The organism is Myxococcus sp. SDU36, from assembly GCF_030168875.1.
GTDB lineage: Bacteria > Myxococcota > Myxococcia > Myxococcales > Myxococcaceae > Myxococcus > Myxococcus vastator.
The window spans coordinates 6,499,094-6,517,024 of sequence record NZ_CP077414.1; the positions used below are offsets into that span (position 1 = coordinate 6,499,094).

The window sequence follows — 17,931 nt, forward strand, 5'->3', positions numbered from 1 at the left end:
TGGGCCGCATGACGGCGGAGACGTTCCACGCACTGCAGCAGGTGCTGGAGCGGCTGGGAGACCCGACCCTGCGCCCCCCCGAGTCCGCCGACGGCCTGGTGGCGCGGCATGTCCTGCCCCAGCACGGGCTGGAGCTGGAGTACGCGTGGGATGAACGCTCACGCACGCTCACCCTGCTCGGACTGGCCCGCGTCTCCAGCGCGCCCTGAGTGGCTTCGCGCGCGGATGGGTATAGTGTTTGAGCTTCAACCTTCACTTCGGATTTCACGTTTGGTCGCGGGACGAGGCGCTACCCCCGGCGTAGAGACAAGGCGTGGGGGGCGCACGGGCAACGTGCGGTCCTTTACGAGCCGCTCGGGCGCCGGTGGGGCGGGGGCTTACCTCCACGCCGGGCGCCTCCCTACCTTGGACGGGTGATGTTCCATATGGCCGAGGAACGGCGTCGCCCGCGAGAGGAAGGCGGGCCCCATCCACCCTGGAAGTCCCGTGCCTGGACCGAGCTGGAGACGGCGCGCGCGCGCGTGCTGGCGATGCTCGGCGGGCTGCCCGCGGACGAGCTGCGCCGTCAGCATTCGCCCCTCATGTCGCCGCTCATCTGGGACGTGGCGCATGTGGCCAACTACGAGGAGCAGTGGCTGCTGCGGGCGCTGGGGGCGCCGGCCATCACCGACCCGGCGTTCGACGCCATCTATGACGCCTTCCGGCACCCGCGCGCCACGCGCGCCGAGCTGCCGCTGCTGCCGCCCGAGGCCGCCTTCGCCTATGCGCGGCGCGTGCGTGAGGCGGTGCGCGAGCACCTGCGCCGGCTGCCCCAGGACAGCGCCGCGCCGCTGCTGGCGGGCGGCTACGTCTTCGGCATGGTGGCGCAGCACGAGCAGCAGCACGCGGAGACGCTGGCCGCCACGCTGCAGCTCATGACGTCGCCGGAGTACCCCGTGCCCTCGGCGCGCCCGCGGCCCCGGCCCGGCGCCGTGCCGCAGGCAGCGGTCTTCATCCCGGGCGGCGAGGTGCGGCTGGGCAGCACGTCGCCGTGGGCCTACGACAACGAGCGGCCTGCGTTCTCCCAGCACGTCGCCCCGTTCCTGATGGACGCGCACCCCGTCACCAACGGCGACTACCTCGTCTTCGTGGAGGCGGGTGGCTACGAGGACGCGCGCTGGTGGCACCCCCAGGGCTGGGAGGTCGTCCAGGCGGAGGGGCTGAAGCACCCGGGCTTCTGGCTTCCCCAGGGCGGCCACGCGTGGCTGCGGCGGCGCTTCGGCCAGGTGGAGCCGCTGCCCAAGGACGAGCCGGTGCAGCACGTGTGCTGGTACGAGGCGGACGCCTACGCGCGCTGGGCCGGCAAGCGGCTGCCCACCGAGGCCGAGTGGGAGAAGGCCGCGCGCGGCAGTGACGGCCGCCCCCGCGAATACCCCTGGGGCGACGCGCCGCCCACCCGCGCTCACGCCAACCTGGACGGGAGCACCTGGGGCCCGGCGCCGGTGGGCAGCTACCCGCAGGGCGTCAGCCAGGACGGCGTCTGGGGGCTGCTGGGTGACGTGTGGGAATGGACCGCGAGCGACTTCCGCCCGTACGCGGGCTTCAGCGCCTTCCCCTACCCCGAGTACTCCGAGGTGTTCTTCGGCGAGTCCTACAAGGTTCTCCGGGGAGGCGCGTGGGCCAGCGCACCGGTCGCGGTGCGCAACGGCTTTCGCAACTGGGACTTCCCCAACCGCCGGCAGATTTTCGCCGGCTTCCGCTGTGCACGGAACGTGAGGTGAGGTGAGGCGATGCGGGTAACAACGGTACCGACGGTGGCGACTCCGGGTGAAGAGGCGCAGCACACGCCAGGAGTCCAGGTGGACGTCTACGTGAAGCCGGGCGACGCAAAGCGCGCCCTGCGGGAAGAGGCGCTCCAGGGGTTGTGCGGCGCGCCCAAGGAGCTGTCTCCCAAGTGGCTCTACGACGAGCGCGGCAGCCAGCTATTCGACGACATCACCCGGCTGCCGGAGTACTACCCGACGCGGCGCGAGCGGGAAATCCTGTTGGCCCACGCCGGGGACGTCGCCCGCTTGAGCGGCGCGGACACGCTCATCGAGCTGGGCAGCGGCACCAGCGAGAAGACGCGCCTCTTGCTGGACGCGCTGGAGGCGGCGGGCCAACTGGCGCGCTTCGTCCCCTTCGACGTGAGCGAGGCCTTCCTGCGGCGCGCGGCGGCGGGCCTGGCGCGCGAGTACCCGGGCATCACCGTGCACGCGGTGGTGGGGGACTTCGAGCGGCACCTGGGCCAGATTCCCGGCGGCGGCCGGCGGCTGGTGGCCTTCCTGGGCGGCACCATCGGCAACCTGAAGCCGGCGCAGCGCGCGCTCTTCCTGCGCCAGCTCTCCGCCGGGCTGCAGCCGGGAGACGGGCTGCTGCTGGGCACCGACCTCATCAAGGACCGCGAGCGGCTGTACGCCGCCTACAACGACAGCGCGGGCGTGACGGCCGAGTTCAACCGCAACGTGCTCAAGGTGCTCAACCGCGAGCTGGGCGGAGACTTCGACCCGGAGGCCTTCGATCACTTCGCGCCCTTCGATGAGAAGAACGCCTGGATTGAGATGCGCCTGGTGTCCCGGCGCGCGCAGACGGTGCGGCTGTCCACGCTGCGCAAGCAGGTGGACTTCGCCGAAGGGGAGGTGCTGCGCACGGAGGTGAGCTGCAAGTTCCACCAGCAGCAGGTGGCCTCCGAGCTCTCCGCCGCGGGACTCACGCTGGCCGAGTGGTGGACGGACGCCGCGGGCGACTTCGCCCTCTCCCTCGCCTTCAAGCGCTGAGGAGGGGTGCTGCTTTCAGGGGCGCAAAGGCGGGGACTCACCCGCCTTCGCGCCCTTCACGGTGCTTCAGCGGCGCGGGTTGCGGCGCGACGAGCCGCCGCGCACGGGAATGGGCACCGGCACCGGCGCCGGCCGCGTCCAGGCGGCCCAGAGCGCCCCCAGCCCGGCGACCACGAGGCCGCCCACGGCGATCAGCTGCTCTCCGACAGGTGCGATGTCCACGGTGGCGAGCTGGAGGGGGAGCATTCCGGAGAACGACATGCGGGGACTCCTTGCGAGGGCACTGCGTGGAGGTCCTGGATGGGTCCGAGACGAGCACCCAACGCAGTCCGGGAGGGTCAGGTTAAAGATTCGTGACGACCAGGGAAAGTCCCCGGGCGTCAATGCCGGCGCGGTGTGCACGGAAGTGCACCCTGAAAATGCATAACCTTGGGACACCCGAGCCGCGCCAGATGTTCACGAGGTGGTAACGCACGCCTGCCCGCCTGCCTCGACTCCGTCAGGAGGTGACACTCCCACCTGCCTCGACGTGCGAGGGCCTGGGACGCGTGGTGCGGCTCGCTACGGCAGCGCGCCCTGGACCTGGATTTCGCGGCAGGCCTCGGTGGCCCGCAGCACGTCCTCGGCGGACGCGCCCGGCAGGCTGGCACAGAGGAACAAGTCGTTGCCCACGCGCCGCGCGCCGAAGAAGCCGGGGGCCTCCTGGCCCACGCCCCCATCCGCCAGCCGGGGCGCCAGGGTGATGCGCAGCAGCGAGTAGCGCTCCGTCTCTTCTTCCTGGTCCAGCGAGAGCTCGAAGTCCCTCAGCTCCTCGCGGACGCGGCCGACCAGGGTCTCCACGGTGGGCAGCTGCTCGCCTTCACCGCGCCGCAGGTCCACTCGCAGCACGGGCCGGCCGGGCGGCCCCGCCTGGAAGCTCTCATCCGGCGCCACCAGCGCGGACCAGCCGTCCGGCAGCGGCACCTTCACACCGGAGCGGATGGAGGACGAACGGCCGTCATCCTCTCCGGTGCCGGAAGCAGCATCCTCCTGGCCACAACCCTTGCAGCCGCCCAGGAGGGAGAGCGCCAGCAGTGACGCTGGCGCCATGTGCTTCCAGGAACGCACGCCTACTTCTTCTCGCCACCCGGAGGCGGAGGCGGCCGGGCGCCAGTGGTGCCCAGGTTCTCCATCTTCAGCGAGCCCTCGAAGATGACGCCGCGGTCCATGGACAGCGACGGCGTCTCCAGGTTGCCCTTCACGCGGCCGGGCGTCTTGAGCTCGATGATTTGCGTCGCCTTCACGTTGCCTTCGACCTGGCCGTTGATGATGACGGTGCCAGCCTGGATTTCGGCCTGGACCTTGGCGCCATCCCCAATGACGAGCACGTCCTTGGTGATGATCTGCCCCTGGAACTTGCCGTCGATACGGACCTGCCCTTCGAAGGTCAGCTTCCCTTCGAACTCGCTCCCCTTGCCCAGGAGCGTGTGGACCTCACCAGAACGCTGCGACACGGATTCCTCCTCCCGCCTGAACAGAGGCTTGCTGGATGCTTCGTCTTTTTTCCCGCCAAGGAGCGCCACGTCCTACTCCTTCCTGAGAAGCTTCAAGAGCCGGTCGAGGTCATCGTACGAGAAGAAGTCCACCTCGATGGTGCCCTTTCCGGGGCTTCGTTCGGTGAGCCGGACCTTGGTACCCAGTCGCCGCTGAAGCTCCTCCACCAGTGCCTTCACCTGCGGGCTCTGCTTCGGTGCCGCCTTGCCCGCGTCCTTCTTCCCGCTGGGGCGACTCTGCTGGACCAGCCGCTCCGTGTCACGCACGGAGAGCTTCTTCTCCGCGACTTGCCGGGCCAGGTTCTGCAGCTCCGGCAGCCGGGGCACGCCCAGCAGCGCGCGCGCGTGGCCCATGCTGAGCGAGCCGTCCGCCACCATGCCCTTGACGTCCGCGGGCAGCGCCAGCAGGCGCAGGGCGTTGGCCACCGTGGAGCGCTCCTTGCCCACGCGCACGCTGACCTGCTCCTGCGTGAGCTTGAACTCCTCCACCAGGCGCTTGTAGCCCTCCGCTTCTTCAATGGGGTTGAGGTCCGAGCGCTGGAGGTTCTCCACCAGCGCCAGCTCGAAGGCCTGGACCTCCGTCACGTCCCGGACGATGGCGGGCACTTCCTTGAGGCCGGCGGCCTGGGACGCGCGCCAGCGGCGCTCGCCCGCGATGATGCGGTAGCCGTCACTGGCCTTGCGGACGAGGATGGGCTGGAGCACCCCCTGCGCCTTGATGGACTCGGTGAGCTCCTTGAGCTTCTCCTCGTCGAAGTAGCGGCGCGGCTGGTCCTTGTCGCGGTGGATGGACTCGATGGGGAGCTTGAGGACGCCGGCCTTCGGGGCCTGCTCGCCCTTGCCGGACCCGGTGGCGCCCGCCTGGGGGATGAGGGCGGACAGCCCGCGCCCCAGGGCCCGCTTCTGCATGTCTGCTTTCACCACGTCGTGACTCCAGCCAGGGCGCGGCTCAAGCCACGCGCCTGCGAGGGCTCTTGGGGGTGTCCCGCTTCATCAGCTCGCGGCCCAGCGCGAGGTAGCTCTCACAGCCCTTCGACTTGATGTCGTACAGGATGATGGGCTTGCCGAACGAGGGGCACTCGGACAGGCGCACGTTGCGCGGCACGATGACCTCGAACACCTGCTTCTTGAAGTACCCGCGCACCTCCTCGACGACCTGGTGGGCGATGTTGGCCCGCGAGTCGAACATGGTGAGGAGGATGCCCTCCATCTTCAGGTCCGGGTTGAGGCCCTGCTTCACCAGGTCGATGGTGTGCGTGAGCTGGGAGAGGCCCTCCAGCGCGTAGTACTCGCACTGGAGCGGGATGAGGACGGAGTCCGCGGCGGCCAGCGCGTTGAGCGTCAGCAGGCCGAGCGACGGCGGACAGTCGATGATGATGTAGTCGTACTCGGGGGCCAGCGGGCGGAGCGCGTCACGGAGGCGGAACTCGCGGTTCTCCAGATTGACGAGCTCGACCTCGGCGCCGGTGAGGTCCGGCGTGGCGGGGACCACCTGGAGGTAGCGCAGCTCCGTGGGGTGGAGCAGCTCCGTGATGGGCCGGTCATTGAGCAGCGCTTCGTAGATGGTGCCGTGGATGTTGTCCTGCTTGATGCCCAGGCCACTGCCGGCGTTGCCCTGCGGGTCCATGTCCACCAGCAGCGTGCGGCGCTCCGCGGAGGCCAGGCTCGCGGCGAGGTTGATGGCGGTGGTGGTCTTCCCGACGCCGCCCTTCTGGTTGGAGATGCAGATGATACGACCCACGGTGGCCCATCCTCTCTCTCCCCGGCCGCTGGCCAGGGCCCGTGCGTGATGCAGTGCACGGTTGCGCGCTGATCCACGCTGCTAGCACGCGGTTTGGTACCGGATCAAATTCACGGCGAGCCTTGCTCCCCTGCTCTCTTCACGGGGTTACGCGGCCCGAGGCCGGCGGCGGGTCCCCGGAAGGAGCCTGGAGGCGGGCCGGGTGTGCCTCCTTATATAAGGAGGCGGCGCGCCGGGGTGCCAGCGTCAGCCCCGTATATAATGATGCGGCCAGCGCCGCGGGCCCGTCGGTGCCTGGGCCTGGCTCGTGACCCTGCAGGGTGAACGCGCCTGGCGGCTTGTTCCCCGTGGAACCGCTTCGGGCGCGCGCGGGCGGTGTGCCAGCAGCCGGGCGAGCGGGAATCCGGGCGGGGGAATGGGCTCGGCACGACCGGCGCGGAGTCTCCACGGACCTTTGTGCCAGTTTTCAGGGGGTCGGCGGCGAGGGACTTCGCGTGGAGCCGGCGTGGCTCCGCGGTGTCCTCGTGCGGCGCCCAGGCGGCACATCCGCGCGCGGGCGCCGTGCTCGCCCGCCGCGCCTCACGGACAGGAGCGCCGCGTGGGGCCGCCGTTCACGCGCCCGAGGCTCCCAGGTGAGCAGGGAGCCCCGGGACGCGGAGCTGCGGTACGGACCTCAGCAGCCGGCGGGCTTGTGGTCGAGCACGTAGAGGAAGAGCGCGAAGTTGGCCACGAGCTGGAGCATCACGATGGCCACGTAGGCGCCGCCCGTCGCCCATAGCGCGGCGACCTGCAACAGGAGCATGGCGCAGTTGGCGGCGATGGTGAACCAGCTCCCCGTCAGCACGGCGCCGAAGATCTTCCCCAGGGTCCCCGCCGTGTAGAACGCCTTGATGATTCGGATGATGCTGTCGGCGTCCACGACGGAGCTCTCCGCCACGCTCTTCACCGTGTTGAGCAACACGGTGCTCTCCGTGACGGCCTTCTGGATGGGGGAGATGAGCTTCGCACCCGCGAAGCCCACGCCGAACGCCGCCAGCAGCATGGAGAAGCCGGTCGCCGCGACGGAGACAATCCACCCGACGCACTCGGTGTTGACGCTCAGCTCCATCCGGCCGGCCTCCACCTTGCCCCGCGCGGTGTGGTGGTAATAGACGAAGTGGTTTCCTTCCACCTGGCCGGTGAAGGCGCCCACGGGCGCGCCGCCGGGGCCGCCCACCCGCGCCAGCCCCTGGTACAGGTTGTCTCGGGAGAGCGACCGCATCCGCTCAAGGGTCGACTCGGGGAGCGTGGCCAGCAGGGGCTCCAGCGAGGCGAGGACGTTCTGCGCCTGGTCCTGCGTCAGCAGCTTCTGGTCGGGGAAGGCCACCGGCTCCGCGAAGAGCATCTGAGCGGAGGGCAGCGGCGGGTCGGCCTTCGCCAGCTGCTGCGTCGTGGTGTCCGAGCCCGGGGGCGGCGTGGAGGCCGACGGCGGCGTGACGACGATGCTGGGGGTGACTGTGTTCTGGAACAGCGCCGGATAGCCGGTCACCTGGTTGCCCAGGACGGTGCCGTTCCAGGCGTAGTACGCCACGCAGCCGTCGACGTCGCTGGGGTCCCGCGACATGTACTGCTGCACCTCGCTGGCGCTGAGCGCGCGGGACCAGAGCCCCGCCGCCTGGACGTGACCTTGGAAGTCGTAGGCGGCCCCGCCGGCGACATTGGACTTGGGCTGGGCGCCGAAGAGCCAGACGGGCTGCGACAGCGTGGGCTGGACGACGCCAGGGATGTTCAGGCTGACCTCGCCGTCCAGATAGAGGGTCAGCGCACTGCCGTCATAGGTGGCCGCCAGGTGGTGCCACTCGCCGGGAGGCAACTGCGACGTGTGTCCCCAGCCCCGCCAGCTGCCGTCCGCGACGTATCCGGTGGTGTGGACGTTGTACCCGGTGCCGTCCCACTGCATGCCCAGCGTGAAGCCCTTGTTGCTGACGCTGTCCAGGCACGCGAACAGGGTGTGCGTTTCGGACTGGAACGGAGACGGCGCGTCGAGGTGGAACCACGCCTGCACACTGAAGGGGCCGCCGTCCGCCGACATCGTGAGGTTGTCGCGGGGCGAGGGCTGCACCGCCCCGTTCACCAGCCGCAGCGACGGCGCCAGCATCACCACCTGCGCGCCGTGCTCCAGGCTCGCCTGGCCCAGGTTGTGGCCGGAGACATCCGTGCTGGAGCCGTCGCTGAAGCTGTAACAGGCGGCGAGCGTCGGGTCCGGCTGTGGGACGTCCCACACCGGCTTGAGCGCGTCTCCCGACCGCGCGGTGGACCAGAAGGCGACGTTGTAGAACTGCGCGTCGCAGGACGTGCCCAGCACGAACGGTGACGTGCTGCCGGTGATGTTGGACTGGCTTCCTTCGATGAGGGTCGTGCCGTCCACGTACACCGTGTAGTTGCCAGCGCGGGTGCCGGTCGACTCGAAGTTGATGAGGACGTACTGCCACTCGTCGGGCCGCAGTTCGATTTCCGAGACCTGATGCGGCGACATGCCCGGGAGGCAGAACGTCAGCTTCAGGCCGTGCAGGCCCAGGGACCAGCTCGAGCCGGACTCCAGCAGCTTGCCGTCATAGGCTGGAGCGCGCGGGCGCAGCCAGAAGCCGATGGCGTAGGACGCGGTGCCACTCAGGTCGAGCGGGCAGTTCCCCCCGAGCTGGATGGACTGGCCGTAGCGAACGTCGGCCGCGCCGTATTGATACATGGGTCTCATGCTGTTGACTCCTGGGTGAAAGGGAGGCCCGCCCCCGCCGGAGGTGGCGGGCGCCGGGACCGCTTCCGCGCAAGAGCAAGGGGTGCGCCATGGCGTACGCGCGCGCGTTCCCCCGGAGTCGCGCGGCGTGGGCGCGCCGAATGCGTCCCGGCAACACGCACCTGAGTCGGGTCGGGACGCACGCTCGGACGGACCGCGCCGTGATGAGACGCGTCGTGTCCCTGCCCTGTCGCGAGCTTCGCCGCGTGCGCGGCGCACGCGCCTGGGCTTCAGGTCGATGGGGCGCTTGAGCAGGCGGCGCACCCCGGTGTTTCTTCACCTGCGCCGGATCCGCATGGAAGGTGCGCGACACCCCATGCAGGTGCGGAGAACGGGGACGCGCAATTGGGGGCAGCGGCTCGGCAGCACCTGCGCCCCATGAACGGACGCCTCACCGCGCGGCGCATGCTGGCACGGCGTGCCGTCGGACCGGCGATGCGGCCGTGCGCGCCGCCGCGCCTCATCCTCCACTCCATCAGAAGTGAGCGCCTCAAACCGGCCCACGCCACGGACGGGCCGCTGGGCGGACGCATGCGGAGCACCGATGCACCGCGAAGCTCGCCACGCGTTCCACGTGGAACTGGCGCTGCGTGCTGGATGAGCAGCGGCCTCCCCTTCATGACCGCGCCCGATGAGCGCATGGCGGAGCACGCACCCGTGACTGCGGCGTGAGCGCCGCGCGACATGGACGCGAAGCAGGAGTCGGCGGACGCTTCTGCGGCGAGTACGAGCCTGCGCCCTCTCCCATCGCCTTCTACGAGAGGCAACTCCTGAGCAACCCACGGAGGAGCGTTCACCTCCACTTCGTGGAGTCGCGCGCCTCACCTCTTCAGGTGCACGAACTCACGCTGAGCACTCCGCTGACGCGAAACGATGCGGCGCCCAGGAGGCATCCACCTTCATCAATGCCCCCGCCAAGCACGCATGCGGTGCGGCGGCTCCAGCCACCGCGACGCGCCACCCCGGGCGAGGTCTCTTCCTCCCCTGTAAGCGCCAGCCCCGCGAAGCACGCATGCGGTGCGGCGGCTCCAGCCACCGCGACGTGCCACCCCGGGCGAGGTCTCTTCCTTTCCTGTAAGCACCAGCTCCGCGACGCGCTCGCGGCACGGCGGCTCCTGCCACCGCGACGGGCCACTCCGGCGAGGTCTCTTCTTCCCTGTAAGCACCAGCTCCGCGACGCACGCTTGCGGCACGGCGGCTCCAGCCACCGCGACCCGCCACCAGGCGCCGCTGCTCCGTTCCACGTGGAACGGGTGTTCGCGAACTCGCCGCGGCGGTCCCCGATGAAGCCGAGTTCGCGCTCCACGTGGACAAGCATCCGCGAACTCGCGGACACGCCGCGGCGGCCCACCTGATGAAGCGGAGTCCGTGTTCCACGTGGAACAAGCGAGGCGCCGCGAACACGCATCAGCGCGGGCACCGTGCTCGCGTTCCACGTGGAACAAGCGAGGTGGCGCGGACATGACCAGGGGCCCGCTCAACTGCCGCATCGGCATGCCCACGCGGCGCCCGCATCCCGTGTGGGCCGGTGCGCGAGCCGCTCCATCTGGAAGGTGAAGCAAGCCGATGGCCGAGGCTCCCCGGCGTGGCACCGGCCCGGGGGCTTATGTGCCGCCGCGTTCCACGTGGAACAAGCCACCGGACCCGCCACACGCCCAAGCGCCTTCATGGCGCGAGCTTCGGGCCCAAGCTCCACGTGAGCACGTGACGAGCGCGGTCCTGAGCACGAGCACGCTCAACCGCCGTGTTGGCATGCCCATGCGCCCCCCTCGTGTTCCACGTGGAACGGCTCGAAGCAGCGCACGCGAGCGTGCTCAACCACCATGTAGAGCGACCTCCTGCCGTCCGCCTGTTCCACGTGGAACCCAGGACGCGTTCGAGCGCGCCCGCTGCGCTCCACACGCCAACATCCCCATCACTCCGGCGCTCCACATGGAACGAGCCGCGAGTTGGGCACGCGTGGAAGCAGGCGCTCGCGCATCATCCTCAGGCCCGCCGCTCCATGTTCCACGTGGAACGGGCAGCGAGCGCCGCGTGTGTCCACGCCGCCTCGCGCACCGCGGCCACTCGCTCCTGACCTCGTGTTCCACGTGGAACGGAGGATGGCGTGAGCGCTTGAGCGAACAGCGCCGGTTCTCCACCATGACGTGCTCACAGCCCGGCCATGTTCCACGTGGAACGAGCACCGGCTCCGCGTGGGAACCTCCAGCACTCGCTCATCCCAGCGATGTGTCCGGATCGATGAGTCCACGCCATCTCGCTGCGCCGTGTGGAACGGACAGGCCGCTGAGCTGCGCACGCAGCAGACCCCTGCGCGTACCCATGTCTCCCGCACCACGTGCAAGGCGATGGCGCCGCGCATGGGAAAGCCCCCCCGCTCAACCCAGCCACGCACCAACGTCTCCTCCTGTTCCACGTGGAACCGTGGAGGGCACGCGCGACCGCGCCGAGCCCGTGCAGCACGGCCACGCGCTTTCGCTCTCCGCCTGTTCCACGTGGAACCACGGAGGCCATGGCGCACGGACAAGTCACACCCGCTCAGCAAGGCCACGCGCCAGCGCCTCCTTCCTGTTCCACGTGGAACCCCGGAGGCCAGCGCACGAACAGGCCGCACTCACGCAGCAAGGCCACGTGCCAGCGCCTCCTCCTGTTCCACGTGGAACCACGGAGAAGCCATCGCGCACGAACGAGCCGCACCCACGTAGACAAGACCACGCGCCAGCGCCTCCTTCCTGCTCCACATGGAACGGTGCGGGCTGCGCATGAACCCACCGTGCCCACGCGCTCGCGCCTTCTTCACCAGGCACGTTGAAGGAACTCGCAACGCGCCGCCTCCGTTCCACCTGTCTCCCCGTGCGTCCCCTCCCCGTTCAACGTGAAGCAGCATGGGCCCGCGCATGAGCGCGTCGCGTCCGTTCAACACGACCCTGCGTTCGCTCCTTCTTGCTCAACGGAGAACAACGGTGGCACCGCGCATGAGCAAGCCACTCCGGTCGCGCGGCGGCCCGCGCTCCCCACCATCCCGTTCCACGTGGAACGGCCAGGCCCAGGAGGATGAGCACTCATCGATGCCATGTGCTCGCAGCGCCCCACGCTCCGATTGATGAGTGGTGCGGGAACCCAGGTGCGCACGCGTACAGCCGACGACTTCTTCCGAGGTGAGGCGCTCCCGGTTCCATGTGGAACGAGCGCCAGGCCGAAGACGAAGTCATCCGCTGTCGTTCACCGCGAGGACCTGAGCGCGCAGGCTGAGTCCGCGAACACCTGACGGCCGTCACCCACGCTCCGCCCACCTGGAGCACTCGATGCTCCGCGCGCGGCCAACTGCGCTCTTCCACCACGACGCATGCGCATGCCGAGCGCACCGTTCCACGAGGAACGGGGACCTGGGCCAGTCGCGTGAGTGAACGACATCCACCCGCCACATGCAGTGCACGTCTCCGCGGCGGTCCGGTCATCACCTCCACGGCGCATCCAGGTCGGCGCGCGGGTCTCGCTCCGCGCATCCACGCTCGACGTCCGCCTCCATCAACATGCGGTTCGTCCAGAACAAGCACGCGACCGCTCATGCCGATGCGACCGCTCGCGCGTCGCGACGCACGGAGCGCTTCCATGCCGAACCCAGTGGCAACCACGGTCCGCATGAGGCACTGGCCGGATGAACGCCCCGCGCGAAGCGGTGCGGCCATCACGCATCACCGCTCGCATCTGCCTGAGCCAAAGGTCCCGCGAACAGCGCCGTCAGGCACCAACACGAAGCAGGACTTGGAGGTCCTCAGGAACGCGGACCGCGGCGCCCACCGAACCCAAAGGTGACTGACCCTCACGCAGCACCGCGCACGAAGAGGCCGGACGCGAAGCTCCATCCCAGACGCTTTCGCGAGCCAGCCCTCTGTTGAGCGCAACCGGGAGGCATCGCGCCCCAACGAGACGGCATCGCCGAGCCGGCCATGCGTTGCATCCCCATTCATTCGAATGCCTTGAAAGCTCACGGAGGCAGACCGCTCCACACAGGACGGACGCGCAGCTACGTGTGAACGAAACCCGTCGAGGATGCACTTCGTCGTCACCCCATCCCGACTTGCCTCAAGCAGCCCGAGGCACCGTGTCGCGACGTTCGCTCGCGCCCGCTACGCGACTGTTCCGAGCACCGGGAGGAAGCACGGATGCAGCGTTCAGCAAGCAGCCCCACTGCCGCACGGACTCCGTGCATCCGACAGCACGAGCGTTGTGATGCCTGCCCGGAGGACGAGCGAAGCCCCTGCTCACGCAGCACTCAACCCACAGCCCGCGCCTCGACAGGGACCTCGGCAACCCGTGACGCGGCCGTGCTGGCGCACCATCCAACCACTCGTCCTCCCGCATGCCGCAGCCACCGTGCGACGCATGCTCCCGAAGCGCTGTAAGCAAGGCCATGCACCGAGCACGGTGATGCAGCCTCCAACCGCTCGCCAGCCTGCATGGCGCGAGGTGCGCGCATCCCGTTCGACACGCCCACCACGCACCCGCGCAAACAGCTCAGGAACGCGGAGCCACGGGCTCCACGAAGTACGTCTGCTTGTGCCGGGGGTCCGCCTCGTAGACCTCGGCGAAGGCGCGAGCCCCCTGCTCACACTGAAGCCGGGCCACCTCCGCGCGATTGCCGTACTCATCCTGGCGGATGACGGCCCAGACCTTCCACGCGGCCTCCTCATGGGCCGGCGGCCCGCGGAACTCCACGGAGCACGACTGCTTGTGCGCACGCGCTTCGAGGATGCGCGCGAAGCACGCCACATGCGCGCGCTCGGGCGACTGCGCGACGTCGTAGCGATTGCCCGTCTCATCCATGCGCGTGAGAGCCCAGCCTTCACGCGGGATGCGGACCCCCACGTCCGCTCGCCACTCCACGACCTCGTCCTTCAACCCCAGGTGGGCCAGGGCGTGGTCGACCTCCATGGGCTCGATGAACACATGGAACCGGTCGGCCTCTCGCATCGAGACGACCACCAGCTCGAGCCCACACTCACCGCGCCAACCCCAGTGCGCCTCCTGGAAGCGGCCCTCATCGCGAGTCACCACCCGGTGCGGCGGGCCCCACTGGCGCTCGAAGCGTGAGCGTGACGCTCGAACAACCAGACGCGAGGACGGTCCGTCGGAAGCGGCTTCATGCACAGAACCTCCGCCGTGAAACCTGACGAGGGCCCCGGCGCGCGCCCACCCAATCTCGCGCAGCGCGAGCCCGCGCAAAGGCGCTCAGAGCTCGAAGCGCCACGCCGCGAAGCTGAACATGAGCAGCAGCGCAGCCACGCCCCCCGCGCCAACAGCGCCCAGCCACAGCTCCATGAACGAGTCGATGCGGCCGTCCTCGGGTGACTCCGCCAGGTAGAGCACGGAGACAATCTCTCCGTTCTCGTACTCGGGCGGGTCACCGGCCATGCCGGTGACCCACGCCTCGTCACCGCTCGGGGTGACGAAGCGGACATGGGGTTGGTACGTCGTGATTTCGCGGTCGCGATTCGAGTGCCGACGCAGGGGCTCCGTCACCACGACCATCTTCACGGTGCCTTCGGTGCGCACGGCCTCACTCAGGAACAGCGCGGTGCGCGTCACCAGGAAGGCGGCCAGGCACAACACGAGCACACCGAGTCCGAGGAGAATCTTCCAGGGCGCTGGCATGCGAACACGGTGGGACAGAGCAAAAGACAATCGCATGTTCGAGGCGCTCGGGGTGGTGTTCGCCCAGAAGTTTCATCCCCTCCCCGGGATGTCCAGCGAACTCACACCCGGCACGCACTCCGTCGCAGGCCCGGCATGACTCACGGGCCTGCGCTCCCCTCCCCTACTCCTTCGCGAACACCGCCACCTGGCGCTCGGCGCCGGAGAAGGGCAGCCGGTACGAGCGCGCGGACACGACGCGCAGTTGCCGCTCCGCCGCGCGCGCCGCCAGCTCCGCGTCCGGCTGCGCCTTGCCGAGCATCGCCACCACGCGCCCGCCCGGCTCCACATACGCCGGCGCCAGCGCGAGCCAATCCGGCAGGTCCATGAACGCGCGCGCAATCAGCACCTCGGCGCGTGGAATCCCTTCCGTCTCCGGCGAACCTTCCGCGCGCGCGTGCAGCCCGCGCACGCCTTGCAACCCCAGGCTCGCCGCCGCGGCCTTGATGAACGCGGCCTTCTTGCCCACCGTGTCCACCAGCGTGACACCCAGCGCGGGCAGCGCGAGCTTCAATGGCAACCCCGGGAAGCCCGCGCCCGCGCCCAAATCCAGCAACGTCGCCGCGCCCGTCACCTCCGGCAACACCGCGAGCGAATCCAGGAAGTGCTTCTCCAGCACCTCCTCCGGCGCCGTAATCGCCGTGAGGTTCACCTTCGCATTCCACTTGAGCAGCTCGCTCATCAATCGCTGGAGCCGCGGCCCCAGGTCCGCCGCCACCGTCACTCCCAGCGCCCGGCACCCCGCCGCGAGCTGATCCTCGAACCGCGCGTTATCCACAAGCCCTCCACGTCAAACCTACCTACAACCCACTGGAATCATTCAGGAGACAACCATCCCAAAAGTTTCCCACACGTTGTCCACAGCCCCTTGTTTGATCAGTCCTCGGGCCGCGAGCAGACTGTATGCGCCCCTGTCCCGCGCTTGAGCGCCACCAGCAGCAGCGACACCGCGGCGGGCGTCAGCCCCGGAATCCGGCGCGCCTGCCCCACCGTCTCGGGCCGATGCGCGGTCAGCTTCTCCACCGCCTCCGAGCTCAGCCCCCGCACCTCATTGAAGCGGTAGCCCTCCGGAATCCGCCACCGGTCCGTGGACTCGGCCTCGCGCGCCGCCGCCCTCGCGGCCTGGGCCACGTAGCCCTCGTACTTCACCTCGACCTCCACCTCCTCGGCGACGTCGGGTGACAGCACCGGCCAGTCCTCGCGGCCTTCGCCCAGCTGCGCGTACGTCAGCTCCGGCCGCCGCAGCTTCACAGCCAACCCGGTGCGCTTCAGCCGCGCCACCTCCTCCGTCACCGCGCGGCCTCGCGCCTCCGCCCGCTCCAAGGCCTCGCGCGGCAGCAGCCCCACCCGGTGCCCGTGACGGGCCAGCCGCAGGTCCGCGTTGCCCTCGCGCAGCTTCAGCCGGTGCTCGGAGCGGCTGGTGAACATGCGGAACGGCTCGTCCACGCCCTTGGTCACCAGGTCATCCACCAGCACCGCGCCGTGGGCCTCGTCGCGGCCCGGCAGGAGCGGCGGCTCGCCCTTCACCTGGAGCGCCGCGTTGATGCCAGCCCACAGGCCCTGGAAGGCCGCCTCCTCGTAGCCCGAGGTGCCGTTGAGCTGCCCCGCGAAGTACAGGCCGGCGATGGCCTTCGTCTCCAGCGTGGCCTTGAGCTGCGTGGGCGGCGCGTAGTCGTACTCCACCGCGTAGCCGAAGCGGACCACCTCCACCTGCTCCAGGCCTGGAATGGTGCGCAGGAAGGTGAGCTGCACGTCCGCCGGCAGGCTGGTGGACAGGCCCGCCGGGTACACCAGCGGCGACGTGGGCCCCTCCGGCTCCAGGAACACCTGGTGCTTCTCGCGCGAGGCGAAGCGCACCACCTTGTCCTCCAGCGACGGGCAGTAGCGCGGCCCCCGGCCGACGATGTCGCCCTGGTACAGCGGCGAGCGGTGCAGGTTGTCGCGCAGCACCGCGTGCGTGCGCGGCGTCGTCGCCGTGAGCGCGCACGTCACCGAGGGCTGACGGGGAAACGGCAGGCCGCCCTCCCCTTCCACCTTCGTGCGCCAGGAGAAGGGCCGCGCGCGGGTGTCCCCTGGCTGCGGCTCCAGCGCGTCCCAGTCGATGCTCGCGCGCGCCAGCCGCGCCGGCGTGCCCGTCTTGAAGCGGCCCAGGGTGAAGCCCAGCGCGCGCAGCGACTCCGACAGCCCGCGCGCCGCCTCGTCACCCAGCCGGCCGCCGACCTCCTTCTGCTCGCCCACGTGCATCAACGCCTGGAGGAAGGTGCCCGTGGTGAGCAGCACCGCGGAGGCCGCCACCTGCGCGCCGTCCTTCAGCACCACGCCCTCGATGCGGCCACCCCCGGCCACCAGCGCGGCGACTTCGCCCTCGCGCACCGTGAGGTTCGGCTGCGAGAAGAGCACCGCCTGCATGCCGGCCGCGTAGGCGTCCCGGTCGCAGAGCAGGCGCGAGGCCTGCACCGCGGGCCCCTTGGAGGCATTCAGCGTCTTGAAGTGCGTGCCGGCCTGGTCGGCGGCGCGCCCCATCTCTCCGCCGAGCGCGTCCAGCTCCCGCACCAGGTGGCCCTTGGCCGTGCCACCCACCGCCGGGTTGCAGCTCATCACCGCCGAGCGCTCGCGCTTCAGCGTCAGGCCCAGCGTGGCCAATCCCATCCGCGCGCAGGCGAGCGCCGCCTCACTGCCCGCATGGCCCAGCCCCACCACGATGACGTCGTACCGGAGTCCCATGTCTCACGAAGGTCGCGGGCGACGCGGGCAGGCTGACCTGCCTCGCCGCCGTTTCGCGCCTTCGTATGGCGCCCAACCCGGGCCCTTGGCAAGCAAAGGCCCCGAGAGAGGCAGGGCGCCCGGTGGAGCGAGCGCCCTGCCCTGCCCTCGTTCGAGAATTTACGGAAGCGCGCGAGGCAGCCAGTGGGAGGGGATGAGGCGCTGTCTGCCTCGCGCGCACCGGCCACCCGGCGGAAGGTCGGGCCAGGCCATCAAGCCAGACCGCGCCCCCCGTCCCGGGCGGCAAAAACCAGGTTGGCGCGTGGGGAGAAAGGAATGGCGCCGCCCGCCCCCCCGGGATGACGGCACCTCCCCGCTCAACGGACCTGACGGCCCGCCCCACGCTGGCGCGGCCCCCGGCCCCCATGGCCAGGGCACCACGCTTTTCCCCCGCGCGCGACGTCAGCGCTGACGCCGCGCGCGGGGGAATCGGGTGTCGCGTACACGGATGGGTGGACTCGCTCCGTGCGGTGAGGGCGCAGTGGCGAAATCAAGCTCGGGCCGCCAGGGCCCGACACCTTCGTGTGCGCGACGGGAAAAGGAATAACCCGGGGGTCTGACATGCCGGTGGCGGCCCACGCGGCTGCTCGGCGGGTGGGGGACGGTGGGTACAGCCACGGCGTTCCCTTCCAG

The 17,931-nt window shown here is 70.0% G+C and carries 13 protein-coding genes; 3 read left to right on the forward strand and 10 right to left on the reverse strand.

All coding sequences use genetic code 11. The features are described from left to right. Nucleotides 1–8 precede the first annotated feature (8 nt). From KGD87_RS26395 to egtD, 3 genes are all read left to right on the forward strand, one after another. A complete protein-coding gene (locus tag KGD87_RS26395) occupies nucleotides 9–209 on the forward strand; it encodes a hypothetical protein (protein WP_284663502.1) in 201 nt (66 codons plus the stop codon). 207 nt (nucleotides 210–416) lie between these two features. Further along, nucleotides 417–1,760 carry an ergothioneine biosynthesis protein EgtB gene (egtB, locus tag KGD87_RS26400; protein ID WP_284663503.1) on the forward strand — a complete coding sequence of 448 codons (1,344 nt, stop codon included), beginning with the start codon at nucleotides 417–419 and terminating at the stop codon, nucleotides 1,758–1,760. 9 nt (nucleotides 1,761–1,769) lie between these two features. Continuing rightward, nucleotides 1,770–2,795: an L-histidine N(alpha)-methyltransferase gene (gene egtD / locus KGD87_RS26405; RefSeq protein ID WP_284663504.1), complete on the forward strand. Its 1,026-nt coding sequence runs from the start codon at nucleotides 1,770–1,772 to the stop codon at nucleotides 2,793–2,795. A 66-nt stretch (nucleotides 2,796–2,861) separates the two neighbouring features. Here egtD and KGD87_RS26410 read toward each other — a convergent pair whose 3' ends face one another. The 10 genes from KGD87_RS26410 to mnmG form a co-directional block, all read right to left on the reverse strand. Then, nucleotides 2,862–3,056 carry a hypothetical protein gene (locus tag KGD87_RS26410; RefSeq protein ID WP_163782929.1) on the reverse strand — a complete coding sequence of 65 codons (195 nt, stop codon included), beginning with the start codon at nucleotides 3,054–3,056 and terminating at the stop codon, nucleotides 2,862–2,864. 300 nt (nucleotides 3,057–3,356) lie between these two features. Beyond that, nucleotides 3,357–3,902: a hypothetical protein gene (locus tag KGD87_RS26415; protein ID WP_284663507.1), complete on the reverse strand. Its 546-nt coding sequence runs from the start codon at nucleotides 3,900–3,902 to the stop codon at nucleotides 3,357–3,359. A 2-nt stretch (nucleotides 3,903–3,904) separates the two neighbouring features. Then, entirely contained in the window at nucleotides 3,905–4,357 is a 453-nt protein-coding gene (bacM, locus tag KGD87_RS26420; protein ID WP_176418233.1) for a bactofilin BacM, read from the reverse strand. A gap of 3 nt (nucleotides 4,358–4,360) precedes the next feature. Next, on the reverse strand, nucleotides 4,361–5,251 hold the full coding sequence (locus KGD87_RS26425) for a ParB/RepB/Spo0J family partition protein (protein WP_163782932.1): 891 nt from the start codon (nucleotides 5,249–5,251) through the stop codon (nucleotides 4,361–4,363). Nucleotides 5,252–5,276: 25 nt separating this feature from the next. Then, the gene (locus KGD87_RS26430; protein ID WP_284663512.1) at nucleotides 5,277–6,068 is read right to left on the reverse strand and encodes a ParA family protein; all 792 of its coding nucleotides are present in this window, start codon (nucleotides 6,066–6,068) and stop codon (nucleotides 5,277–5,279) included. 673 nt (nucleotides 6,069–6,741) lie between these two features. Then, the gene (locus KGD87_RS26435; protein WP_284663513.1) at nucleotides 6,742–8,802 is read right to left on the reverse strand and encodes a LamG domain-containing protein; all 2,061 of its coding nucleotides are present in this window, start codon (nucleotides 8,800–8,802) and stop codon (nucleotides 6,742–6,744) included. Between the two features lie 4,557 nt (nucleotides 8,803–13,359). Beyond that, the gene (locus KGD87_RS26440) at nucleotides 13,360–13,899 is read right to left on the reverse strand and encodes a hypothetical protein (protein ID WP_284663515.1); all 540 of its coding nucleotides are present in this window, start codon (nucleotides 13,897–13,899) and stop codon (nucleotides 13,360–13,362) included. Nucleotides 13,900–14,073: 174 nt separating this feature from the next. Next, the gene (locus KGD87_RS26445; RefSeq protein WP_284663516.1) at nucleotides 14,074–14,496 is read right to left on the reverse strand and encodes a DUF3592 domain-containing protein; all 423 of its coding nucleotides are present in this window, start codon (nucleotides 14,494–14,496) and stop codon (nucleotides 14,074–14,076) included. 163 nt (nucleotides 14,497–14,659) lie between these two features. Next, a complete protein-coding gene (gene rsmG, locus KGD87_RS26450; RefSeq protein WP_284663518.1) occupies nucleotides 14,660–15,313 on the reverse strand; it encodes a 16S rRNA (guanine(527)-N(7))-methyltransferase RsmG in 654 nt (217 codons plus the stop codon). A gap of 98 nt (nucleotides 15,314–15,411) precedes the next feature. Next, on the reverse strand, nucleotides 15,412–17,259 hold the full coding sequence (gene mnmG / locus KGD87_RS26455; protein ID WP_284663520.1) for a tRNA uridine-5-carboxymethylaminomethyl(34) synthesis enzyme MnmG: 1,848 nt from the start codon (nucleotides 17,257–17,259) through the stop codon (nucleotides 15,412–15,414). Between the last annotated feature and the right edge of the window lie 672 nt (nucleotides 17,260–17,931).